General features: G+C 56.9%; 21 protein-coding genes and 1 other RNA gene. 16 read left to right on the forward strand and 6 right to left on the reverse strand.

Annotated elements, in window-relative coordinates:
• Nucleotides 1–19: 19 nt before the first annotated feature.
• Both ssrS and zapA read right to left on the reverse strand, forming a co-directional pair.
• A non-coding RNA gene (gene ssrS / locus IM291_RS13845) (6S RNA) lies at nucleotides 20–203 on the reverse strand.
• 41 nt (nucleotides 204–244) lie between these two features.
• Entirely contained in the window at nucleotides 245–574 is a 330-nt protein-coding gene (gene zapA, locus IM291_RS13850; protein ID WP_006811891.1) for a cell division protein ZapA, read from the reverse strand.
• Nucleotides 575–741: 167 nt separating this feature from the next.
• Between zapA and IM291_RS13855 the strand changes: the two genes are divergently transcribed.
• The 8 genes from IM291_RS13855 to IM291_RS13890 all read left to right on the forward strand — a co-directional run bounded on the left by IM291_RS13855 (nucleotide 742) and on the right by IM291_RS13890 (nucleotide 10764).
• A complete protein-coding gene (locus IM291_RS13855; protein ID WP_028014333.1) occupies nucleotides 742–1320 on the forward strand; it encodes a YecA family protein in 579 nt (192 codons plus the stop codon).
• A gap of 31 nt (nucleotides 1321–1351) precedes the next feature.
• Nucleotides 1352–2665: a Xaa-Pro aminopeptidase gene (gene pepP / locus IM291_RS13860; RefSeq protein WP_192987233.1), complete on the forward strand. Its 1314-nt coding sequence runs from the start codon at nucleotides 1352–1354 to the stop codon at nucleotides 2663–2665.
• Entirely contained in the window at nucleotides 2662–3840 is a 1179-nt protein-coding gene (ubiH, locus tag IM291_RS13865) for a 2-octaprenyl-6-methoxyphenyl hydroxylase (RefSeq protein WP_192987117.1), read from the forward strand. The genes pepP and ubiH overlap by 4 nt, the downstream gene beginning before the upstream one ends.
• A gap of 12 nt (nucleotides 3841–3852) precedes the next feature.
• Entirely contained in the window at nucleotides 3853–5055 is a 1203-nt protein-coding gene (gene ubiI, locus IM291_RS13870) for an FAD-dependent 2-octaprenylphenol hydroxylase (protein WP_045629982.1), read from the forward strand.
• A 397-nt stretch (nucleotides 5056–5452) separates the two neighbouring features.
• Complete coding sequence (gcvT, locus tag IM291_RS13875; RefSeq protein ID WP_192987119.1) at nucleotides 5453–6547, forward strand: glycine cleavage system aminomethyltransferase GcvT; 1095 nt, start codon at nucleotides 5453–5455, stop codon at nucleotides 6545–6547.
• 23 nt (nucleotides 6548–6570) lie between these two features.
• Nucleotides 6571–6960: a glycine cleavage system protein GcvH gene (gene gcvH, locus IM291_RS13880; protein ID WP_008499718.1), complete on the forward strand. Its 390-nt coding sequence runs from the start codon at nucleotides 6571–6573 to the stop codon at nucleotides 6958–6960.
• A gap of 118 nt (nucleotides 6961–7078) precedes the next feature.
• On the forward strand, nucleotides 7079–9952 hold the full coding sequence (gcvP, locus tag IM291_RS13885; protein ID WP_028014328.1) for an aminomethyl-transferring glycine dehydrogenase: 2874 nt from the start codon (nucleotides 7079–7081) through the stop codon (nucleotides 9950–9952).
• A 68-nt stretch (nucleotides 9953–10020) separates the two neighbouring features.
• Nucleotides 10021–10764, forward strand: a complete 744-nt coding sequence (locus tag IM291_RS13890) for an SDR family oxidoreductase (protein WP_182080243.1) — start codon at nucleotides 10021–10023, stop codon at nucleotides 10762–10764.
• A 36-nt stretch (nucleotides 10765–10800) separates the two neighbouring features.
• Here IM291_RS13890 and bglA read toward each other — a convergent pair whose 3' ends face one another.
• The gene (bglA, locus tag IM291_RS13895) at nucleotides 10801–12234 is read right to left on the reverse strand and encodes a 6-phospho-beta-glucosidase BglA (RefSeq protein ID WP_028014326.1); all 1434 of its coding nucleotides are present in this window, start codon (nucleotides 12232–12234) and stop codon (nucleotides 10801–10803) included.
• Between the two features lie 116 nt (nucleotides 12235–12350).
• A complete protein-coding gene (locus tag IM291_RS13900) occupies nucleotides 12351–13082 on the reverse strand; it encodes a MurR/RpiR family transcriptional regulator (protein WP_028014325.1) in 732 nt (243 codons plus the stop codon).
• A 265-nt stretch (nucleotides 13083–13347) separates the two neighbouring features.
• On the opposite strand from IM291_RS13900, the gene IM291_RS13905 reads away from it, so the two are divergent.
• Nucleotides 13348–14007, forward strand: coding sequence for a hemolysin III family protein (locus tag IM291_RS13905; protein WP_023331242.1), 660 nt, complete (start codon nucleotides 13348–13350; stop codon nucleotides 14005–14007).
• 87 nt (nucleotides 14008–14094) lie between these two features.
• Here the strand turns inward: IM291_RS13905 and ygfZ are convergent, their stop codons facing one another.
• Nucleotides 14095–15075 carry a tRNA-modifying protein YgfZ gene (gene ygfZ, locus IM291_RS13910; RefSeq protein WP_028014323.1) on the reverse strand — a complete coding sequence of 327 codons (981 nt, stop codon included), beginning with the start codon at nucleotides 15073–15075 and terminating at the stop codon, nucleotides 14095–14097.
• A 294-nt stretch (nucleotides 15076–15369) separates the two neighbouring features.
• Here ygfZ and sdhE point away from each other — a divergent pair, with 294 nt between their 5' ends.
• Together sdhE and IM291_RS13920 are read left to right on the forward strand one after the other, a co-directional pair.
• The gene (sdhE, locus tag IM291_RS13915) at nucleotides 15370–15636 is read left to right on the forward strand and encodes an FAD assembly factor SdhE (RefSeq protein ID WP_010435322.1); all 267 of its coding nucleotides are present in this window, start codon (nucleotides 15370–15372) and stop codon (nucleotides 15634–15636) included.
• Nucleotides 15617–16027 (forward strand): protein YgfX, encoded by a 411-nt coding sequence (locus IM291_RS13920; protein WP_028014322.1) that lies wholly within the window; start codon nucleotides 15617–15619, stop codon nucleotides 16025–16027. Before sdhE ends, IM291_RS13920 begins: the two co-directional genes overlap by 20 nt.
• 6 nt (nucleotides 16028–16033) lie before the next feature.
• Here IM291_RS13920 and fldB read toward each other — a convergent pair whose 3' ends face one another.
• Complete coding sequence (gene fldB, locus IM291_RS13925; protein WP_041908355.1) at nucleotides 16034–16555, reverse strand: flavodoxin FldB; 522 nt, start codon at nucleotides 16553–16555, stop codon at nucleotides 16034–16036.
• 101 nt (nucleotides 16556–16656) lie between these two features.
• Here fldB and xerD point away from each other — a divergent pair, with 101 nt between their 5' ends.
• From xerD to lysS, 5 genes are all read left to right on the forward strand, one after another.
• Nucleotides 16657–17553, forward strand: coding sequence for a site-specific tyrosine recombinase XerD (gene xerD, locus IM291_RS13930; RefSeq protein WP_192971655.1), 897 nt, complete (start codon nucleotides 16657–16659; stop codon nucleotides 17551–17553).
• Nucleotides 17554–17581: 28 nt separating this feature from the next.
• The gene (dsbC, locus tag IM291_RS13935) at nucleotides 17582–18295 is read left to right on the forward strand and encodes a bifunctional protein-disulfide isomerase/oxidoreductase DsbC (RefSeq protein WP_049136419.1); all 714 of its coding nucleotides are present in this window, start codon (nucleotides 17582–17584) and stop codon (nucleotides 18293–18295) included.
• A gap of 5 nt (nucleotides 18296–18300) precedes the next feature.
• Complete coding sequence (gene recJ, locus IM291_RS13940) at nucleotides 18301–20034, forward strand: single-stranded-DNA-specific exonuclease RecJ (protein WP_192971656.1); 1734 nt, start codon at nucleotides 18301–18303, stop codon at nucleotides 20032–20034.
• A 90-nt stretch (nucleotides 20035–20124) separates the two neighbouring features.
• Nucleotides 20125–21223, forward strand: a protein-coding gene (gene prfB / locus IM291_RS13945) for a peptide chain release factor 2 (protein WP_120266878.1) whose coding sequence is annotated in 2 segments (ribosomal slippage) — nucleotides 20125–20199 and nucleotides 20201–21223 — 1098 coding nt in all. Because the reading frame shifts where the segments join, the coding sequence is not laid out codon by codon here.
• A gap of 9 nt (nucleotides 21224–21232) precedes the next feature.
• Nucleotides 21233–22750: a lysine--tRNA ligase gene (gene lysS / locus IM291_RS13950; RefSeq protein WP_014885130.1), complete on the forward strand. Its 1518-nt coding sequence runs from the start codon at nucleotides 21233–21235 to the stop codon at nucleotides 22748–22750.
• The last annotated feature ends 15 nt before the right edge of the window (nucleotides 22751–22765 follow it).

A 22765-nucleotide genomic window follows, 5' to 3' on the forward strand; every position in this document is an offset into this window, starting at 1 on the left:
TCGGTAGAAGAAGAGAGAGGGAATCTCCGAGATGCCGCCGCAGGCTGTAACCCTTGAACCCTTGGTTCAAGGTGAATGTGTCGTCATAGTTTTAAGGCTTCTCGGACGAACCGAGCATGCTCACCAACCATGGAGCGCCACATTCTTGTGGTATGAAATATCGGCTCAGGGGACTGGCCCGCTTGCAAACATCTCAGAGAAATTTTGTCTTCACAGTTACTCTACCATAGTCAACTGCGAAGTGTTATTCAAACTTTGGTCCCGGTCTTTCGGGATTGCGACCTTGATCAAGCAACGCCTGTTCAATGGTCTGCTGGAGCATTTTAATGCGCTGCTCCATGCTAGCCGCGTAATCGCGGGTCTTCGCTTTTTCCTGAGTCAGTTCATAGCTGATGTTCAACGCGGCGATGAAAACCAGCTGCTCAGTATTTGTGACTCTAGTGCGTTCTTTTAGATCTTGCAACCGCTGATTCAAATCGTCCGCAGCCTGATTCAAAGCATCCCTTTGTTCAGGTGGACAATTCACTCGCAGTGAACGGCCAAAAATCTGGAGATCGACGGGTTGTGCAGACATGCCACCTTCCTGCTGATTGACTGCGCTCCCTTCGCTTACTGCCCCGGGGGCTGCGAAGGGGCGACACTATAGCTACCCTGATGTGAAGATACAAGCCCTTTTCTGGTATCACCAGGGTCCAAAGTGGTAGCATATCATGAATATCCTCCCTTTGATGACGAATGCGTATGTCTATACAGAACGAAATGCCTGGTTACAAAGATTTAAACCAGTTACTTAACCAGCAGGGAGTCGGTCTTACCCCTGCCGAAATGCACGGTCTGATCAGCGGCATACTGTGCGGCGGAAACAGCGACAGCTCATGGCAGCCGCTGATCCACGACCTCACCAACGAAGGGCTGGCGTTTGGCCACGAACTGGCGGAAGCGCTGCGAAAAATGCACGCGGCAACCAGCGATTCGCTGGAAGACGATGGCTTCCTTTTTCAGCTTTATCTGCCTGAAGGCGACGATGTCAGCGTCTTCGATCGCGCCGATGCGCTCGCGGGGTGGGTAAACCACTATCTGCTTGGCCTGGGCGTCACCCAGCCTAAGCTTGATAAAGTCACTGGCGAAGCGGGTGAAGCGATTGACGATCTGCGCAACATCGCCCAGCTTGGCTACGATGAAGAGGAAGATCAGGAAGAGCTGGAAATGTCTCTCGAAGAGATCATCGAGTACGTGCGCGTGGCGGCGCTGCTGTGCCACGACAACTTTACGCGCTCGCAGCCGACCGCGCCGGAAGTTCGCAAGCCAACCTTACATTAAGAAAAATAACGCACAGGAGGGTGTCATGGTTATCTCGCAACAAGAGTATTTGCGCCGTCGTCAGGCGCTGCTGGCAAACATGCAGCCGGGAAGCGCGGCGCTAATTTTTGCCGCGCCGGAAGTGACGCGCAGCGCCGACAGCGAATACCCCTATCGCCAGAGCAGCGATTTCTGGTACTTCACCGGCTTCAACGAGCCGGAAGCGGTGCTGGTGCTGATTAAGAGCAATGACACCCACAACCACAGCGTGATTTTCAACCGCGTACGAGACTTAACCGCTGAGATTTGGTTTGGCCGCCGCTTAGGGCAAGAGGCCGCCCCGGAAAAGCTGGGCGTTGACCGCGCGCTGGCGTTTAGCGAAATCAACCAGCAGCTCTATCAACTGCTTAATGGCCTCGACGTGCTCTACCACGCGCAGGGCGAATACGCCTACGCCGATGAGATTGTTTTCAACGCGCTGGAAAAACTGCGTAAAGGCTCGCGGCAGAACCTGTCCGCGCCCGCCACCCTCACGGACTGGCGTCCGGTGGTGCACGAGATGCGTCTGTTCAAATCTGAAGAAGAGCTGAACGTGCTGCGCCGTGCGGGCGAAATCAGCGCCCTGGCGCACACCCGCGCGATGGAAAAATGTCGTCCCGGAATGTTTGAATACCAGCTGGAAGGCGAAATTCACCACGAATTTAACCGCCACGGCGCGCGTTATCCCTCCTACAACACCATCGTTGGCGGCGGGGAAAACGGCTGCATTCTGCACTACACCGAAAACGAAAGCGCGCTGCGCGACGGCGATCTGGTGCTGATTGACGCCGGTTGCGAATATCAGGGCTACGCGGGCGACATCACGCGTACCTTCCCGGTGAACGGCAAGTTTTCGCCAGCGCAGCGGGCGATTTATGACATCGTTCTCGAATCACTCGAGACGGCGCTGAAGCTGTATCGCCCGGGCACCTCCATTCAGGAGGTGACCGGTGAGGTGGTGCGCATCATGCTTACCGGGCTGGTTAAGCTTGGGATCCTCAAAGGGGATATCGATACCCTGATTACCGAGAATGCTCACCGCCCGTACTTTATGCACGGCCTGAGCCACTGGCTGGGGCTGGACGTGCACGACGTGGGCGCGTACGGCCCTGAACGTTCGCGCGTGCTTGAACCGGGCATGGTGCTGACCGTCGAGCCAGGCCTGTACATCGCGCCGGATGCCGACGTGCCAGAGGAATACCGCGGAATTGGCATTCGTATTGAAGACGACATCGTCATCACCGAAACCGGCAACGAAAACCTGACCGCGAGCGTGGTGAAAAAAGCGGACGATATCGAGGCGCTGATGGCAGCGGCGCGCGTATGAGCGTGATTATCGTTGGCGGCGGCATGACTGGCGCCACGCTGGCGTTAGCCATCTCGCATTTGACGAAGGGGCAGCTTCCGGTGCATCTGGTTGAAGCCGTCGCGCCGCAGGCGAAGAATCACCCTGGGTTTGATTCCCGCGCCATTGCCCTGGCGCAGGGCACCTGCCAGCAGCTATCCCGCATTGGCATCTGGCAGGCCATCGCCGACTGCGCTACCGCCATTAATACCGTGCACGTGAGCGATCGCGGTCATGCCGGGTTTGTGACGCTGGATGCCCATGATTACCGTATTGACGCGCTGGGTCAGGTCGTTGAACTGCACGATATTGGCCTGCGCCTGTTCCGCCTGTTGCAGGACGCGCCGGGCGTTACGCTGCACTGCCCGGCTCGCGTTGCCAGCTTCACCCGCAGTGAAGACGCGGTCAGCGTAACGCTGGACAATGGCACCGTGCTTGACGGACAGCTTCTGGTGGCGGCTGACGGGTCGCGCTCGGCGCTCGGCACCCAGTGCGGGGTAGAGTGGCGGCAGCAGCCTTACGGGCAGGTCGCGGTCATCGCGAACGTCTCGACCGCAGCAGAACACAACGGCCGGGCGTTTGAGCGCTTCACCCAGCACGGCCCGCTGGCGATGCTGCCGATGACGGACGGGCGCTGCTCGCTGGTCTGGTGCCACCCGCAGGAAAAGGCAGAAGAGGTTAAATCCTGGTCCGACGAACGTTTTTGTACCGAGCTGCAGAAAGCCTTTGGCTGGCGGCTGGGGCGTATTACCCATGCCGGGAAACGTGCGGTCTATCCGCTGTCGTTAACCACGGCATCACAGTCTGTTTCTCACCGCGTGGTGCTGGTCGGCAACGCGGCGCAAACCCTCCACCCCATCGCCGGTCAGGGCTTTAACCTTGGCCTACGGGATGTGATGAGCCTGGCCGAAACGCTTTCGCAGGCGTGGAGCGAACAAAAAGACTGTGGCGCTTACCCGGTGCTAAGCCATTACCAGACGCGACGTCAGGCCGATAAAGAGGCGACAATTGGCGTCACTGATGGTTTAGTCCATCTCTTTGCCAATCGCTGGGCGCCGCTGGTTGTTGGTCGCAACCTCGGGCTGATGGCGATGGAACTGTTCATTCCGGCACGTGACGTGCTGGCGCAGCGGACCCTGGGTTGGGTCGCGCGTTAAGGAGTTATCACTGTGCAAAATGTTGATGTAGCCATCGTTGGCGGCGGAATGGTTGGACTGGCGCTGGCCTGTGGATTACAGGGCAGCGGCCTGCGCGTGGCCGTGCTGGAGCAAAAGCAGCCCCAGCCTGTCGCATCAGATGCCCCGCCGGAACTCCGCGTGTCGGCGATTAACGCGGCCAGCGAAAAGCTTTTGACGCGTCTCGGCGTCTGGTCAGATATCGTCGCCCAGCGCGCCAGCTGCTATCACGGCATGGAAGTGTGGGACAAAGACAGCTTTGGCCATATTGCCTTTGATGATGAAAGCATGGGCTATAGCCATCTGGGGCATATCATAGAGAATGCGGTGATCCACCACGCGCTGTGGCAGAAAGCAGAGCAGTGCAGCGACGTGACGCTAATTGCGCCTGCGCAGATCCAGCAGGTGGCATGGGGCGAAAACGAGGCGTTTATCACCCTGCAAAGCGGCGACATGCTGACCGCGCGTCTGGTGGTCGGTGCCGACGGCGCTAACTCCTGGCTGCGCAACAAGGCTGATATCCCGCTAACGTACTGGGATTACCGCCATCATGCGATGGTGGCAACGATCCGTACTGAAGAGCCGCACGGCGGCGTTGCGCGGCAGATTTTCCACAACGACGGCATACTGGCGTTCCTGCCGCTTGCCGATCCGCACCTGTGCTCGATAGTCTGGTCCCTGGTGCCGGAGAAAGCGCAGCAGATGCAGGATGCGACGCCGGAGGCCTTTAACCAGGCGCTGTGCGTGGCGTTTGATAATCGCCTTGGCCTGTGCACGCTTGAAAGCGAGCGGCTGGTTTTCCCGTTAACCGGCCGCTACGCGCGTCAGTTTGCCGCGCACCGTCTGGCGCTGGTGGGGGATGCTGCCCATACCATTCATCCGCTGGCCGGGCAGGGCGTTAACCTCGGCTTTATGGACGCGGCGGAACTGGTGGAAGAACTGCGTCGCCTGCACCGTGAGGGTAAAGATATCGGCCAGCATCTGTATCTGCGTCGCTACGAGCGCAGCCGCAAGCACAGTGCGGCGATGATGCTGGCAGGAATGCAGGGCTTCCGCGAGCTGTTTGCCGGGGCAAATCCGGCGAAAAAACTGCTGCGCGATATCGGCCTCAAGCTGGCCGACACCCTTCCCGGCGTCAAACCTCAACTTCTTCGTCAGGCAATGGGTCTTAACGATCTTCCCGACTGGTTACGCTAACCTCGATCCCCGTCACACTTTATTTTCCCGGCCTCTGCGTCGGGGAAATCCCCTCGTTTGAAATATTCTAATTCCACGCCATTTTTCGCATTAGTTATTCTCATGTCGTGATTTTTACGTGACGGAAATTCGGCCCATTTTTCCGCATGAAATATCACCATGTGCTAAATCCTGTTAGATCATTGTTAATTTTGTGCGGGGTTAATCGCATTTTTCCAGTGAATAACTCTGTAGGCTTTTCAGCGTTTTTTGGTCATAAGCTAATGTGATGACCCGTTTTACCTTATGGTTAACCGCCGGTTTCGGTGGTAAGTTCAGGTAAAAGAGAACGTTTGCGTCGGCATTCGGGAACGAGGCCGATACCGGGTTTCACGGTGAATTTTTCAACGAGGACAAGATGGCTCAACAGACTCCTTTGTACGAACAACACGTGTTATGCGGCGCCCGCATGGTGGACTTCCATGGCTGGATGATGCCGCTGCACTACGGCTCGCAGATTGATGAGCACCACGCGGTGCGCACCGATGCCGGTATGTTCGACGTGTCCCACATGACGATTGTCGATCTGCGCGGTAGCCGCACCCGGGAGTTTTTGCGTTATCTGCTGGCAAACGACGTCGCCAAACTGAAGACGCCGGGTAAAGCGCTCTATACCGGCATGCTGAATGCCTCGGGCGGCGTGATTGACGACCTTATCGTCTACTACTTCACTGAAGATTTCTTCCGCCTCGTTGTAAACTCCGCCACCCGCGAAAAAGACCTCTCCTGGATCACCCAACACGCCGAACCTTATGCCGTCGACATCACCGTCCGTGACGATCTGTCGCTGATCGCCGTGCAGGGACCAAACGCGCAGGCAAAAGCCGCCTCTCTCTTTAACGACGAGCAGCGCACCGCCACCGAAGGCATGAAGCCGTTCTTCGGCGTGCAGGCGGGGGATCTGTTTATCGCCACCACCGGCTATACCGGTGAAGCGGGCTACGAAATTGCGATGCCGAACGAGAAAGCTGCCGATTTCTGGCGTGCGCTGGTAGAAGCGGGCGTGAAGCCTGCGGGCCTGGGCGCGCGCGATACGCTGCGTCTGGAAGCGGGCATGAACCTCTACGGTCAGGAAATGGATGAAGGCGTCTCTCCGCTGGCGGCTAACATGGGCTGGACCATCGCGTGGGAACCGGCTGACCGTGATTTTATTGGCCGTGAAGCGCTGGAGATGCAGCGCGAGAAGGGCACCGAACAGCTGGTGGGACTGGTGATGAAGGAAAAAGGCGTGCTGCGCGGCGAGCTGCCGGTGCGCTTTACCGATGCTGACGGCAATCATCGCGAAGGCGTGATCACCAGCGGAACCTTCTCCCCGACGCTGGGCTACAGTATTGCACTGGCACGCGTGCCGGCAGGCATTGGCGAAACGGCGGTGGTGCAGATCCGCAACCGCGAAATGCCGGTCAACGTGACCAAACCGATTTTTGTTCGCGCCGGTAAGCCGGTCGCCTAACTATTTTTATCAGGAGAACTTCAATGAGCAATGTGCCAGCAGAACTGAAATACAGCAAAGAACACGAGTGGCTGCGCAAAGAGGCGGACGGCACTTACACCGTAGGGATCACCGAGCACGCGCAGGAGCTGCTGGGCGACATGGTGTTTGTTGACCTGCCTGACGTGGGCACGACCGTTAGCGCGGGCGACGACTGCGCCGTGGCGGAGTCCGTAAAAGCGGCGTCTGACATCTACGCACCGGTAAGCGGTGAGATTGTTGCGGTCAACGACGCGCTGAGCGATTCGCCAGAGCTGGTCAACAGCGAGCCTTATGAAGGCGGCTGGATCTTCAAGATCAAAGCCAGCGACGAATCGCAAGTTGCCGCGCTGCTGGATGCAACCGCGTACGAAGCACTACTGGAAGACGAATAACGTTGTTCCGGATGGCGCTGCGCTTATCCGGCTTACAGGGCCCGGTAAGCGGTAGCGCCACCGGGCAACAGCGTTACAGATAACTACGATTCACTGCACGTATCAGGAACCATCGCTCATGACACAGACTTTAAGCCAGCTTGAAAACCGTGGCGCCTTCATTGAACGTCACATTGGGCCGGATGCTCAGCAACAGCAGGAGATGCTGAAGACGGTTGGCGCGGATTCATTAGACGCACTGATCGGCCAGATTGTGCCAAAAGACATCCAGCTTGCCACGCCGCCTCAGGTAGGGGAAGCCACCACGGAGTTCGCCGCGCTGGCGGAGCTGAAGGCTATTGCAGGCCTCAACAAGCGCTATAAGTCTTACATTGGCATGGGCTACACCAACGTGCAGTTACCGCCGGTTATCCTGCGCAACATGCTGGAAAACCCGGGCTGGTACACCGCTTACACCCCTTATCAGCCAGAAGTCTCCCAGGGGCGTCTGGAAGCGCTGCTGAACTTCCAGCAGGTGACGCTGGATCTGACCGGTATGGATATCGCTTCCGCCTCTCTGCTGGATGAAGCGACCGCCGCTGCCGAAGCGATGGCGATGGCAAAACGCGTGAGCAAGCTGAAAAATGCTAACCGCTTCTTCGTGGCGGCGGACGTGCATCCCCAGACGCTGGACGTGGTGCGCACCCGTGCAGAAACCTTCGGTTTTGAGGTGATCGTCGACGACGCCGACAAAGTGCTGGATCACCAGGACGTCTTCGGCGTGCTGCTGCAGCAGGTGGGTACCACCGGCGAAGTTCACGACTACGGCGCGCTGATTGCCGAGCTGAAATCCCGCAAAGTGGTTGTCAGCGTTGCCGCCGATTTTATGGCGCTGGTGCTGCTGACGGCGCCGGGCAAACAGGGCGCGGATATTGTATTCGGCTCCGCGCAGCGCTTCGGCGTGCCGATGGGCTACGGCGGCCCGCACGCGGCGTTCTTCGGCGCGAAAGATGAATTCAAACGCTCCATGCCAGGCCGTATCATTGGCGTGTCAAAAGATGCTGCCGGTAATACCGCGCTGCGCATGGCGATGCAGACCCGCGAGCAGCATATCCGCCGCGAGAAAGCGAACTCCAACATCTGTACTTCCCAGGTACTGCTGGCAAACATCGCCAGCCTGTATGCGGTATTCCACGGTCCGGCTGGCCTGAAGCGCATTGCCAGCCGCATTCACCGCCTGGCCGATATTCTGGCCTGCGGCCTGCAGCAGAAGGGCCTCAAGCTGCGCCACGCGCACTACTTCGACACCCTGTGCGTGGAAGTGGCAGACAAAGCCGCCGTGCTGGCGCGCGCGAATGCAGCAGAAATCAACCTGCGCAGCGACATCCACAACGCGGTCGGCATTACGCTGGATGAAAGCACCACTCGCGACGATATCCTGAGCCTGTTCAGCGTGTTGCTGGGCGACGCACACGGTCTGGACGTTGATACGCTCGACAAAGAGGTCGCGCTCGACAGCCGCTCCATTCAGGAAAGCATGCTGCGCAATGACGCGATCCTGACTCACCCGGTGTTCAATCGCTACCACAGCGAAACCGAGATGATGCGCTATATGCACTCTCTGGAGCGCAAGGATCTGGCGCTGAACCAGGCGATGATCCCGCTGGGCTCCTGCACCATGAAGCTGAACGCCGCGGCAGAGATGATCCCGATTACCTGGCCTGAGTTCTCCGAACTGCACCCGTTCTGCCCGCCAGAACAGGCGGAAGGCTATCACATGATGATCAACCAGCTTTCAGACTGGCTGGTGAAGCTGACCGGTTACGACGCGCTCTGCATGCAGCCGAACTCCGGCGCGCAGGGTGAATACGCGGGCCTGTTGGCGATCCGTCACTATCACGAAAGCCGTAACGAAGGTCACCGCGATATCTGCCTGATCCCAAGCTCCGCCCACGGCACCAACCCGGCCTCAGCCCAGATGGCGGGCATGGAAGTGGTGGTGGTCGCGTGCGATAAGAACGGCAACATCGATTTGGCCGACCTGCGTGCGAAAGCCGAGCAGGCGGGCGACAAGCTCTCCTGCATCATGGTGACCTACCCGTCCACCCACGGCGTGTACGAAGAGACCATCCGTGAAGTGTGCGAAGTGGTGCACCAGTTTGGCGGTCAGGTATACCTCGACGGCGCGAACATGAACGCTCAGGTGGGCATTACCTCTCCGGGCTTTATCGGCGCGGACGTGTCGCACCTGAACCTGCATAAAACCTTCTGCATTCCGCACGGTGGTGGCGGCCCGGGCATGGGACCAATCGGCGTGAAAGCGCACCTGGCGCCGTTTGTGCCGGGCCACAGCGTGGTGCAGATTGAAGGCATGCTGACCCGTCAGGGCGCGGTCTCTGCGGCCCCGTTCGGTAGCGCATCAATCCTGCCAATCAGCTGGATGTACATCCGCATGATGGGCGCGGAAGGGCTGAAGCAGGCGAGCCAGGTGGCTATTCTGAACGCCAACTACATTGCGACTCGCCTGAAGTCCGCCTTCCCGGTGCTCTATACCGGCCGCGACGGTCGCGTGGCGCACGAGTGCATTCTGGATATTCGTCCGCTGAAAGAGCAGACCGGCATCAGCGAGCTGGATATCGCCAAGCGTCTGATCGACTACGGCTTCCACGCACCAACCATGTCGTTCCCGGTTGCGGGGACGCTGATGGTGGAGCCGACCGAGTCTGAAAGCAAAGCCGAGCTGGACCGCTTTATCGACGCGATGCTGGCCATCCGCATGGAGATCGACCGCGTGCAGGACGGCGAATGGACGCTGGAAGATAACCCGCTGGTCAACGCCCCGCACACCCAGCACGAGATGGTGGCAGAGTGGAACCACGGTTACTCCCGCGAGCTGGCCGTCTTCCCGGCAGGCGTGGCAAACAAATACTGGCCGACCGTGAAGCGTCTTGATGACGTTTACGGCGACCGTAATCTGTTCTGCTCCTGCGTGCCGATGAGCGAATACCAGTAAGTATTTGCCATACTGTAGGCCGGGTAAGCGTAAGCGCCACCCGGCTTTTTTTTATCTGGAGGTTGTGAATGGCAATTGCACTGGTCACCGGCGCGAGCCGGGGCATTGGGAAAGCCACCGCGCTGCAGCTGGCACGTGAAGGCTACACCGTGGCGGTGAACTATTACCACAACATTAAAGCCGCGACGGACGTTATCAATCAGATCGTTGAGGCCGGCGGTAAAGCGTTTGCCGTGCGTGCGGACATCAGCGATGAAGCTCAGGTGCTGGCGATGTTTGACAGCATCGATCGTGAAGGTGAGCCGCTTCGCGCGCTGGTCAATAATGCAGGCATTCTGTTTGAGCAATCCACCATTGAGAATCTCTCCGCAGAGCGCATTAACCGCGTGCTGGCGACCAACGTCACGGGCTACTTTCTCTGCTGTCGTGAAGCGGTGAAACGCATGTCCATCAAGCATGGCGGCAAGGGCGGGGCGATTGTGAATGTCTCTTCCGCCGCGTCTCGTCTGGGCGCGCCGGGTGAATATGTCGATTACGCTGCTTCCAAAGGCGCGGTAGATTCGCTGACAACCGGGCTATCGCTGGAGGTGGCGGCGCAGGGCATTCGCGTCAACTGCGTCCGTCCGGGCCTGATCTATACCGATATCCATGCTTCCGGCGGAGAGCCGGGGCGAGTGGATCGCGTGAAATCGTTACTGCCGATGCAGCGCGGCGGCCAGCCGGAAGAGGTGGCGCAGGCGATTGTCTGGCTGCTGAGCGAGAAGGCGTCTTACGTGACGGGCAGTTTTATCGAGCTGGCTGGTGGGAAGTAACCCTCTCCCAAAAGGGAGAGGGTACGGCGCCCGGCGTTAAAGTTTCTCGCCGTTGCTGGCAATCACGCCTTTATACCACTCGAAGCTCTTCTTACGGGAGCGAGACATGTCGCCCGTGCCGTCGTCGTGCTTGTTGACGTAGATAAAGCCGTAGCGCTTGCTGTACTGACCGGTAGTGAACGACACGCAGTCGATGCAGCCCCACGGCGTATAGCCCATCAGATCTACGCCATCGTGCGTGACGGCTTTGATCATCTCTTCCACGTGGGCACGCAGATAGTCGATGCGATAGTCATCGTTGATGCTGCCGTCTTCTTCCACCTTGTCGTAGGCGCCGAAGCCGTTTTCAACGATAAACAGCGGCTTCTGGTAACGCTCGTAAAGTTCGCACAGGGAATAACGCAGGCCCACCGGGTCAATCTGCCAGCCCCAGTCGGACGCCTTCACGTGCGGGTTCGGCACGCTGCCTTCAAAGCCGGAAATGGCGTCACCTGTGCCGCCTTCCGCCTTCACCGCGTTGGTCATGTAGTAGCTGAAGCCTAAGTAGTCGCAGGTACCTTCACGCAGGATCTGCTCGTCGCCCGCCTCCATTTTGATGGAAAAGCCGCGGCGCTCCCACTCGTTCAGCACGTAGGACGGGTAGTAACCACGCAGCTGGACGTCGGTAAAGACATAGCGCTCGCGCATGGATTCCTGGGCGAACATCACGTCTTCAGGCTTGCAGGAGAACGGATAGAGCGCCACCATCGCCAGCATGCAGCCGACTTTCATCTCCGGGTTGATGCGGCGCGCGGCTTTCACCGCCAGGGCGCTGGCCACAAACTGGTGGTGCAGCACCTGGTACATGGTCTCTTCCGGGTTGTCATGTTCGGTGTAGACCACGCCCGAGCAGCAGTAGCCGAACAGCGGGGCGCGCCAGTTGCGCTGGTTGTTGATTTCGTTGAAGGTCATCCAGTATTTGACCTTGTGCTTGTAGCGCTCAAACACCACTTCCGCGAAGCGCACGAAGAAATCGACCACTTTGCGGTTGGTCCAGCTACCGTACTCCTGCACCAGGTGCAGCGGCATTTCGAAGTGGGAGAGGGTGATCACCGGTTCGATGTTGTACTTCAGCAGCTCATCGAACATGTCGTCGTAAAACTTCAGCCCTTCTTCGTTTGGCTGCGTTTCGTCACCTTTCGGGAAGATGCGTGTCCAGGCGATAGAGGTACGGAAACACTTGAAGCCCATCTCGGCAAATAGCTTGATGTCTTCTTTATAGTGGCCGTGGAAGTCGATGGCTTCGTGGTTTGGGTAGTATTTACCCGGCACCACCTCCTGCGTGATTTCGCGCGGCACGCCGTGTGCGCCGCCGGTCAGCACGTCGCAAATGCTTGGCCCTTTGCCGCCTTTGTTCCAGCCGCCTTCAACCTGATGAGCGGCAACCGCGCCGCCCCATAAAAAATCTTTCGGTAAGGTTATTTTTTTCATCGCTGCTATTCTCAATAAATGGCTTATTGGCATTGAGTCTAGCAAAGCGAAATTGAATGTCACGATATAACAATTTGCGAAAATTGTGATTTGTCACATCGAAAAAACAGGGTGTTTTATTCCGTCAGTTTTTTCGCCAGCTTGCGTCCGAGAGATTCCAGAATATAAATGACGGGAATTTGCGTGGTGATATCGTAGACGCCGCCAATTCGCGTCTGGGGAACGTGCCAGGAGAGATTAAAGTCCGCCAGTTTTGCCAGGCGCGAGTGCTCGTGGCTGGTGATAGAGAGCACCTTGCAGTGATGCAGGCTGAACTGGCTGGCGAAGCGCAGGATCTCCTCGGTTTCGCCCGAGACGGAGAGCACAATCGCCAGCGCATTTTTCGCCATATCATTGGTGACCGGGAAATAAGGGTCATCAATATGATTACTGAATTTACCAATATTTGAAAAGAAGCGTGCGCCATATTTGGCCAAAGAGCCTGACGTGCCCGCCCCGACAAATATAATTCGCTCGGAAGACAAAATGATATTTACCGCGTCATTTAATAGCGCGTCGAACTCTTCATTATTCACGCTTTTAAAGAAGCTGATAATTTCGCTGGCGCCGAAATTCGCCTGCTGGGGCTCGTTCTGCTCAAGATAGAGCTTAAAGCGCACGCGAAATTCAGAATACCCTTCGCAGTTGAGCTTGCGGCAAAAGCGCAGGATAGTGGTGGTTGAGACGCCGGCCGCATCCGCCAGCTCGCGGATGGTCATGTACATCACTTTGTCCCGGTTTTTGATGACATAGTTGTAGACCATCATTTCCAGGTTATTGAGACTGGCAATGGCGGAGTGGGTGAACATACTCACAGTGGCAAAACTCTCATTCAGACCTCATTTATCCATCATATCATGCAGCCAGACGGCAGGAGCCAATTTTATGCCATTGATTAGTAACGCTTAAATTTTTATGTGAACAAATGCCAGGTGAATTTTTCGTTTATGTTTTTGATTTTTATTATAAAAATTTACTTTAAAATTATTTTAGCTAACAGGTGTTCACTGGAATCATTCTCAGTTAGCATAGTCATGCGATGAATAATCATCTTTAGTTTTCCCGGAGTTTAGTATGGCGAGCAGACCATTAATCGCACAGGGATATTCGCTGGCTGAGGAAGTAGCCAACAGCATCAGCCACGGCATTGGCCTGGTGTTTGGGATTGTTGGTTTAGTGTTATTGCTGGTACAGGCGGTGGATACCAATGCCAGCGCGATGGCCATTACCAGCTATAGCCTGTATGGCGGAAGTATGATCCTGCTGTTCCTGGCCTCGACGCTCTATCACGCGATTCCGCATCAGCGGGCCAAAATATGGCTTAAGAAATTTGACCACTGCGCTATCTATCTGCTGATTGCGGGTACCTATACGCCTTTCCTGCTGGTGGGGCTAAACTCACCGCTGTCGCGCGGCCTGATGATTGTTATCTGGAGCCTGGCGCTGCTGGGGATCCTGTTTAAGCTGACCATTGCGCACCGGTTTAAAGTGTTGTCGCTGGTCACCTATCTGACGATGGGCTGGCTGTCGCTGATTGTGGTGTATCAACTGGCGATTAAGCTGGCAGTAGGGGGCGTCACGCTGCTGGCGGTGGGCGGTGTGGTCTACTCGCTGGGCGTTATTTTCTACGTCTGCAAGCGCATCCCATACAACCATGCCATCTGGCACGGCTTTGTGCTGGGCGGCAGCGTGTGCCACTTTTTGGCGATTTATTTGTACGTGGGGCAGGTTTAGTTTGTTGTCGGGTGGCGGCTTCGCCTTACCCGACCTGGATTTGCACCCGTAGGCCCGGTAAGCGCAGCGCCACCGGGCGATAGAGCATCACTCTTCCAGTGAATACGGTAGCGGCTCAATACTCAACGTATTCGCGTCGTCGCGCACGCGGAACACGCTGTCCGCTTCCATGTCGTTGTTCATTACAGCCTGTACCAAAAGACGGCCATCGTCCAGCTGGACTGCGGCTAATACGGTACCGGTGCGGCGCCAGTTGTCGCCCATCTTCAGTTCTAAGTCTTCACCTGCTTCCGGTACGCGGCTGGCATGGCCTGCCAGTGTCCACAACGCGCGTTTGTTTGCCCCACGGAATTTTGCACGCGCGACCATTTCCTGACCGGTGTAGCAGCCTTTTTTAAAGCTGATGCCCCCCAGCGCCTGCAGGTTAGTTGCCTGAGGAATAAACTGCGCGCTGTTGGCTGCGTCAATTACCGGCAGACCCGCTTCGATGTTCAGCGCCAGCCACTGCTGGCTGTTGTTGAGCTGCGCTTCGCCGCGCAGCGCCTCGGTCACACGTTCGGCTGTTGCGGCATCCGTGACTAACAGGAAGCGCTCTGCCGGGTGTTCAAACCACAGGATAGAAGTCGCGCCCTCGCTGACCACCTGTTTTTCAGCATCCGGCAGTTCAGCAAACAGATTTTTCAGCGCCGCACGCGCCTGGAAGCCCGCCACGCCCAGCAGAACATGTTCATCGTCCGGGGCGATGGTGACTTTGGAAAAGACCGCGTATTTTTTCAGTTCTTTGAGCTGCGCATCGCGCAGGCTGCGGCGCTCAATAAAGGCAAAACCGTCCTGACGGCGGAAGAGACGCAGGTTGCTCCACATTTTGCCCTTAGGATCGCAGTGCGCGGCCAGCAGATGCTGGTGTTCAGTCAACTGCGCAACATCCGCAGTCACCTGACCCTGCAAGTATTTTTCGGCGTCGGCGCCGGAGAGGGTTGCCAGCGCCCAGTCATCAAGAGAAATAAGCGTCAGCGGCAGACGCGCAGAGGCGGCGGGCTGGCGAGGAGAAAATGGTGTAAAGGCCATAACGGTATCCTGAATTGCTTAACGCTTTGATAATGCCTAATGGTAAAAGAGCCTGCAGGCATTGCAAGCGCTTTCAGCAGACCATTTGTGCCATAAACGGGTTATGCGTAGCGCTACGCAAAATAGTGTAATCCGCTGTCTATGTAGGGATTATTCTGGAAGCCAGCTCGTCAAACGCAATATTCCAGTAATGAAACGGTCAAAAACACGTTACACTAGCTGGTGTCCCCGTAGAGAAATTAAGAACAGAAAACGGGGTACCGACTGTGCCAAACGTAATGCAGGAAACTGAACATGGATATTAACAACAAGGCCCGTATTCACTGGGCATGCCGACGCGGAATGCGTGAACTTGATATTTCCATCATGCCTTTCTTCGAATATGAGTACGACAGCTTAAGCGATGATGATAAGCGTCTGTTTGTTCGCCTGCTTGAGTCTGACGATCCGGATTTATTCAACTGGCTGATGAACCACGGCAAACCCGCCGACACCGAGTTGCAACGGATGGTGCAATTAATTCAAACACGGAATCGGGAACGTGGTCCTGTGGCAATCTGATCTTCGCGTCTCGTGGCGCTCGCAGTGGATGTCTTTATTGCTCCACGGGCTGGTTGCGGCCATCGTTTTACTCATGCCGTGGCCGCTCAGCTATACGCCGCTGTGGCTGCTATTACTTTCGTTTGTTGTTTTTGACAGCGTACGCAGCCAGCGTCGCATTAACGCGCGTCAGGGCGAGATTAAGCTGCTGATGGATTCCCGCCTGCGCTGGCAGGGAAAAGAGTGGGATATTCTCGGTGTACCCTGGATGCTTAACGCCGGGATGATGTTACGGTTACGCAAAGTGGGGGGCGGACGTTGCCAGCACCTGTGGCTGGCGGCGGACAGTATGGACGCATCAGAATGGCGGGATCTGCGCCGGATGTTGCTGCAACAGCCGACGCAGGAGTAACGCGCGTTAGCTGAATTTTTCTGCCATTTCGCCGAGGATCTGCTCGCACCAGGCCTGCAGGCGCTCGTCGCTGAGATCGTACTGATTGGTTTCATCCAGCGCGAGCCCGACAAACAGCTCGCCGTCAGCAATAATCGGCTTTTTACTGGTGAATTCATACCCTTCGGTTGGCCAGTAGCCGATAAACGCCGCCCCTTTTGGTGCCAGCTTATCGTGCAGCATGCCGAGTGCGTCCAGGAACCATTCGCCGTAGCCTAACTGGTCACCCATGCCGTACATCGCAATAATTTTACCGTCGAAATTGACTGAATCGAGCTGATCCCAGATGGCTTCCCAGTCTTCCTGTATCTCACCAAAGTCCCAGGTTGGGATGCCCAGAATCAGCACATCGTACTGCTCCATCAAGGCGACCGAGTCATCTTTCAGGTTATGCAACGTCACCAGTTCCGGGCCAATGATGTCGCGAATTTTCTCCGCCGCCATTTCGGTGTAGCAGGTGCTGGAACCATAGAACAGACCAATATTCATCGCGTAACTATCTCAATTCTTGCTATGACTTTGCGCGTAGTGTACCAGAAACCGGTCGCAATCAGGCATAATGGCCTGACTGCAAAATCAAAGGGGCTGATGTGGAAAAGGATCTCGCACTCGTTGAACAGTTTCTCGACGCGCTGTGGCTGGAGAAAAATCTGGCCGAGAATACCCTCAGTGCCTACCGGCGCGATCTCTCCATGCTGGTGGAGTGGCTGGCGCGTCGGGAGCTATCGCTTGCGAGCGCGCAAAGCGACGACCTGCAGGCGCTGCTCGCTGAACGCGTAGAAGGAGGGTACAAAGCCACCAGCTCTGCACGCTTGCTCAGCGCAATGCGTCGGCTTTTCCAGCATCTTTATCGGGAGAAGATTCGCGAAGACGATCCCAGCGCGCTGCTGGCGTCCCCGAAACTCCCGCAACGGCTGCCGAAAGATCTCAGCGAAGCACAAGTTGAGAGATTATTACAGTCACCGGCTGTTGACCTGCCGCTGGAGTTACGCGATAAAGCCATGCTTGAGCTATTGTATGCTACCGGCTTGCGCGTTTCGGAACTGGTTGGCCTGACGATGAGCGACATCAGCCTGCGTCAGGGCGTGGTGCGCGTCATCGGTAAAGGAAACAAGGAAAGGCTGGTTCCGCTGGGAGAAGAGGCGGTTTACTGGCTGGAGACGTATCTTGAGCATGGCCGCCCCTGGCTGCTCAATGGCGCGTCTATCGACGTCCTGTTTCCGAGCCAGCGCGCGCAGCAGATGACGCGACAAACGTTCTGGCATCGCATCAAGCATTACGCCACACTGGCGGGTATCGACAGTGAAAAGCTTTCGCCGCACGTATTGCGTCACGCCTTCGCGACGCATCTGTTAAACCACGGCGCAGATTTACGCGTGGTGCAGATGCTGCTGGGACACAGCGATCTTTCAACGACGCAAATTTACACCCATGTCGCGACGGAACGCCTGCGGCAGCTACACCAACAGCACCACCCTCGTGCGTGAGTGCCGACAAATTGTAACAGGATCAATTATGAAAAAGTCTTTCGCGCTGTTCACCCTGCTGGCAGCCTCATTTACCGGCTTCGCCCATGCGGATGACGCCGCCATCAAACAGTCTCTGGCTAAGCTTGGCGTCACCAGCAGCGACATCCAGCCTGCGCCGGTTGCCGGTATGAAAACCGTACTGACCAACAGCGGCGTGCTGTACGTCACCGAAGACGGCAAACACTTTATTCAGGGACCGCTGTACGACGTGAGCGGCGCGCAGCCGGTGAACGTCACCAACCAGCTGCTGATGAAAAACCTGAACGCGCTCGAAAAAGAGATGATCGTCTATAAAGCGGCGCAGGAAAAACATGTGATTACCGTCTTCACCGACATCACCTGTGGCTACTGCCACAAGCTGCATGAACAGATGAAAGACTATAACGCGCTGGGCATTACCGTGCGTTACCTGGCCTTCCCGCGCGCAGGCGTACAGAGCAAGCCAGAGCAGGACATGAAAGCGATCTGGTGTGCCAAAGACCGCAACAAAGCGTTTGATGACGCGATGAACGGTAAAGACGTTAAGCCTGCTTCCTGCGACATCGACATTGCTAACCACTACGCGCTGGGCGTGCAGTTTGGCGTGAGCGGTACGCCAGCGATTGTCCTGAGTAACGGGTATGTCGTTCCGGGTTATCAGGGACCAAAAGAGATGAAAGAGTTCCTCGACGCGCACCAGAAACAGTTTGGTGGTAAATAATTCGCGTGAAAGCCCCCATCAAATTGCGCCGCCGCGAGGCGGTTGAACACGTTGATTTACCGGACGATCTCCCGCCGCTGCTAAGGCGCCTCTACGCCAGCCGCGGCGTGCGTCGCGCAGAGGATCTTGAGCGCAGCGTGAAAGGGATGCTGCCCTGGCAGCAGCTGAACGGTATCGAAAAAGCCACTGAAATGCTCTACAACGCGCTTCGTGAGGGAACGCGCATTGTGGTGGTAGGGGATTTCGACGCCGACGGCGCAACCAGCACCGCCCTGAGCGTACTCAGCCTGCGCGCGCTGGGCTGCGATAATGTCACCTATCTGGTGCCGAACCGCTTTGAAGACGGCTATGGCCTCAGCCCGGAGGTGGTCGATCAGGCCCATGCCCGCGGTGCGCAGATGATCATGACCGTCGACAACGGGATCTCCTCCCATGCGGGCGTCGATCATGCTCACGCTTTGGGGATCCCGGTGCTGGTCACCGATCATCACCTGCCCGGCGATACGCTCCCCGCAGCAGAAGCGATTATTAACCCCAACCTGCGCGACTGCGATTTCCCGTCGAAATCCCTCGCCGGCGTGGGCGTGGCGTTTTATCTGATGCTGGCGTTGCGTACTCTCTTACGCGATAAGGGCTGGTTCGAATCCCGCGGCATTGCCGTTCCAAACCTGGCCGAATACCTCGACCTGGTGGCGCTGGGCACCGTGGCGGACGTGGTACCTCTTGATGCCAATAACCGCATTTTGACCTGGCAGGGCTTAAGCCGTATTCGCGCGGGCAAGTGCCGTCCCGGAATTAAGGCGCTGCTGGAGATTGCCAACCGCGATCCGCTTAAGCTGGCGGCAAGCGACCTGGGCTTTGCCCTCGGGCCGCGTCTAAACGCTGCCGGAAGGCTGGACGATATGTCCGTCGGCGTGGCGCTGCTGCTGTGCGACAACATCGGCGAAGCGCGCGTGCTGGCCAACGAGCTGGACGCCCTGAACCAGACCCGTAAAGAGATTGAGCAGGGGATGCAGGCCGAAGCGCTGACCCTGTGCGAAAAACTTGAGCGCAGTGGCGATACGCTGCCGGGCGGGCTGGCAATGTACCACCCCGAGTGGCATCAGGGCGTGGTCGGCATTCTGGCGTCGCGCATTAAAGAGCGCTTCCACCGCCCGGTGATCGCGTTTGCGCCTGCGGGTGACGGCACGCTGAAAGGCTCTGGCCGTTCGATTCAGGGGCTGCACATGCGCGATGCGCTGGAGCGTCTGGATACGCTTTATCCCGGTCTGATGATCAAGTTCGGCGGCCACGCGATGGCGGCAGGCTTGTCGCTGGAAGAGGCAAAGTTCGACGAGTTCCAGCGCCTGTTTGGCGAGCTGGTCACCGAGTGGATTGACCCGGCGCTGCTGCAGGGCGAAGTGGTCTCTGACGGTGAGCTGTCCGTCTCCGAAATGACGATGGAGGTCGCGCAGATGCTGCGCGATGCCGGTCCATGGGGACAGATGTTCCCGGAACCGCTGTTCGACGGGCGATTCCGCCTGCTGCAGCAGCGTATCGTTGGCGAACGTCACCTGAAAGTGATGGTTGAGCCGGTGGGCGGCGGACCGCTGCTGGACGGCATCGCCTTCAACGTTGACACCTCCATCTGGCCGGACAACGGCGTGCGCGAGGTCGAGCTGGCGTACAAACTGGATATCAACGAGTTTCGCGGTAACCGCACCCTTCAGATCATCATCGACAATATCTGGCCAATTTAGCGGCAGTAATCTCTATAAAAAAGGGCGTGGATTCGGTACAATCCCGCTCTTATCACCGCATTTTGACAAGTCCATAAAAGAAAACAGACCATGTTTGAAATTAATCCGGTAAAAAACCGTATTCAGGACCTCACGGAGCGCTCTGACGTTCTTAGGGGGTATCTTTGACTACGATGCCAAGAAAGAGCGTCTTGAAGAAGTAAACGCCGAGCTGGAACAGCCGGACGTCTGGAACGAACCTGAACGCGCACAGGCGCTGGGTAAAGAGCGTTCCTCTCTCGAAGCTATCGTAGATACGTTGGATCAAATGGCCCAGGGGCTGGAAGACGTTTCCGGTTTGCTGGAGCTGGCCGTCGAAGCCGACGACGAAGAAACCTTTAACGAAGCCGTGGCAGAACTCGACGGGCTGGAAGAGAAGCTGGCACAGCTGGAATTCCGTCGCATGTTCTCCGGCGAATACGACAGCGCTGACTGCTATCTCGATATTCAGGCAGGTTCTGGCGGTACCGAAGCGCAGGACTGGGCCAGCATGCTGATGCGTATGTATCTGCGTTGGGCGGAAGCGCGCGGCTTCAAAACCGAAATTATCGAAGAGTCTGAAGGTGAAGTGGCCGGTATTAAATCCGTCACTATCAAGATCATTGGCGACTACGCCTACGGCTGGCTGCGTACCGAAACCGGCGTTCACCGCCTGGTGCGTAAAAGCCCGTTTGACTCCGGTGGCCGTCGTCATACTTCCTTCAGCTCCGCGTTTGTTTACCCGGAAGTTGACGAAGATATCGATATCGAAATTAACCCGGCGGACCTGCGTATTGACGTTTACCGCGCGTCCGGCGCGGGTGGTCAGCACGTTAACCGTACGGAATCTGCGGTGCGTATTACCCACATTCCAACCGGGCTGGTAACACAGTGCCAGAACGACCGTTCCCAGCATAAGAACAAAGACCAGGCCATGAAGCAGATGAAAGCGAAGCTTTATGAGCTGGAGATGCAGAAGAAAAATGCTGAGAAACAGGCGATGGAAGACAACAAGTCCGACATCGGTTGGGGCAGCCAGATCCGTTCTTACGTCCTTGATGACTCCCGCATCAAAGACCTGCGTACCGGGGTTGAAACCCGCAACACGCAGGCGGTGCTGGACGGCAGCCTGGACCAATTTATCGAAGCAAGTTTGAAAGCAGGGTTATGAGGAACCAACATGTCTGAACAACAAGCACAGGGCGCTGACGCGGTAGTCGATCTTAACAACGAACTGAAAACCCGCCGCGAGAAGCTGGCAGCGCTGCGCGAGCAGGGCGTGCCGTTCCCGAACGATTTTCGTCGTGACCACACCTCAGACCAACTGCACGCTGACTTCGACGGTAAAGAGAACGAAGAGCTGGAAGCGCTGAACATTGAAGTGGCCGTTGCAGGCCGTATGATGACACGTCGCATCATGGGTAAAGCCTCCTTCGTGACCTTGCAGGACGTGGGTGGTCGTATTCAGCTGTACGTTTCCCGCGACGACCTGCCGGAAGGCATCTACAACGAGCAGTTTAAGAAGTGGGACCTGGGCGATATCCTGGGCGCGAAAGGTAAACTGTTTAAAACCAAAACCGGTGAACTGTCTATCCACTGCACCGAACTGCGTCTGCTGACCAAAGCCCTGCGCCCGCTGCCGGACAAGTTCCACGGCCTGCAGGATCAGGAAGCGCGCTATCGTCAGCGTTACCTGGATCTCATCTCTAACGATGAATCCCGCAAGACCTTCAAAATTCGCTCCCAGATCATGGCCGGTATTCGCCAGTTCATGGTCAACCGCGACTTTATGGAAGTGGAAACCCCGATGATGCAGGTGATCCCTGGCGGCGCGTCTGCGCGTCCGTTCATCACCCATCACAACGCCCTGGACCTGGACATGTACCTGCGTATCGCGCCGGAACTGTACCTGAAGCGTCTGGTGGTCGGTGGTTTCGACCGCGTGTTTGAAATCAACCGTAACTTCCGTAACGAAGGTATCTCCGTTCGCCATAACCCAGAGTTCACCATGATGGAACTCTATATGGCGTACGCAGACTACAAAGATCTGATCGAGCTGACCGAATCCCTGTTCCGTACCCTGGCGCAGGACATTCTGGGCACCACGCAGGTTCCTTACGGTGAAGAAGTCTTCGACTTCGGCAAGCCGTTCGAAAAACTGACCATGCGCGAAGCGATCAAGAAATACCGTCCGGAAACCAACATGGCGGATCTGGATAACTTCGATTCTGCGAAGGCCATCGCTGAAAGCATCGGCATCAAGGTTGAGAAGAGCTGGGGTCTGGGCCGTATCGTGACCGAGATCTTCGAAGAAGTGGCGGAAGCACACCTGATTCAGCCGACCTTCATTACCGAATACCCGGCGGAAGTCTCTCCGCTGGCGCGTCGTAATGACGAGAACCCGGAAATCACCGACCGTTTCGAATTCTTCATCGGCGGCCGTGAAATCGGCAACGGCTTTAGCGAGCTGAACGATGCGGAAGACCAGGCGCAGCGTTTCCAGGATCAGGTTGACGCGAAAGCAGCAGGCGATGACGAAGCGATGTTCTTCGACGAAGACTATGTGACCGCGCTGGAGCACGGCCTGCCGCCAACTGCAGGTCTGGGTATTGGTATCGACCGTATGGTGATGCTGTTCACCAACAGCCACACCATTCGTGACGTGATCCTGTTCCCGGCAATGCGCCCGGTGAAATAAGGCGTTACGTTGCTA

The organism is Enterobacter cloacae complex sp. P27C, assembly GCF_014895705.1.
Classification (GTDB): Bacteria; Pseudomonadota; Gammaproteobacteria; order Enterobacterales; family Enterobacteriaceae; genus Enterobacter; species Enterobacter bugandensis.

Bases quoted from the DNA above. Each gene is read 5' to 3' on its own strand.
- zapA (WP_006811891.1), bottom strand. From the start codon at position 574: ATGTCTGCACAACCCGTCGATCTCCAGATTTTTGGCCGTTCACTGCGA.
- IM291_RS13855 (WP_028014333.1), top strand. From the start codon at position 742: ATGTCTATACAGAACGAAATGCCTGGTTACAAAGATTTAAACCAGTTA.
- ubiH (WP_192987117.1), top strand. From the start codon at position 2,662: ATGAGCGTGATTATCGTTGGCGGCGGCATGACTGGCGCCACGCTGGCG.
- gcvT (WP_192987119.1), top strand. From the start codon at position 5,453: ATGGCTCAACAGACTCCTTTGTACGAACAACACGTGTTATGCGGCGCC.
- gcvH (WP_008499718.1), top strand. From the start codon at position 6,571: ATGAGCAATGTGCCAGCAGAACTGAAATACAGCAAAGAACACGAGTGG.
- gcvP (WP_028014328.1), top strand. From the start codon at position 7,079: ATGACACAGACTTTAAGCCAGCTTGAAAACCGTGGCGCCTTCATTGAA.
- IM291_RS13890 (WP_182080243.1), top strand. From the start codon at position 10,021: ATGGCAATTGCACTGGTCACCGGCGCGAGCCGGGGCATTGGGAAAGCC.
- bglA (WP_028014326.1), bottom strand. From the start codon at position 12,234: ATGAAAAAAATAACCTTACCGAAAGATTTTTTATGGGGCGGCGCGGTT.
- IM291_RS13900 (WP_028014325.1), bottom strand. From the start codon at position 13,082: ATGTTCACCCACTCCGCCATTGCCAGTCTCAATAACCTGGAAATGATG.
- IM291_RS13905 (WP_023331242.1), top strand. From the start codon at position 13,348: ATGGCGAGCAGACCATTAATCGCACAGGGATATTCGCTGGCTGAGGAA.
- ygfZ (WP_028014323.1), bottom strand. From the start codon at position 15,075: ATGGCCTTTACACCATTTTCTCCTCGCCAGCCCGCCGCCTCTGCGCGT.
- sdhE (WP_010435322.1), top strand. From the start codon at position 15,370: ATGGATATTAACAACAAGGCCCGTATTCACTGGGCATGCCGACGCGGA.
- fldB (WP_041908355.1), bottom strand. From the start codon at position 16,555: ATGAATATTGGTCTGTTCTATGGTTCCAGCACCTGCTACACCGAAATG.
- dsbC (WP_049136419.1), top strand. From the start codon at position 17,582: ATGAAAAAGTCTTTCGCGCTGTTCACCCTGCTGGCAGCCTCATTTACC.
- lysS (WP_014885130.1), top strand. From the start codon at position 21,233: ATGTCTGAACAACAAGCACAGGGCGCTGACGCGGTAGTCGATCTTAAC.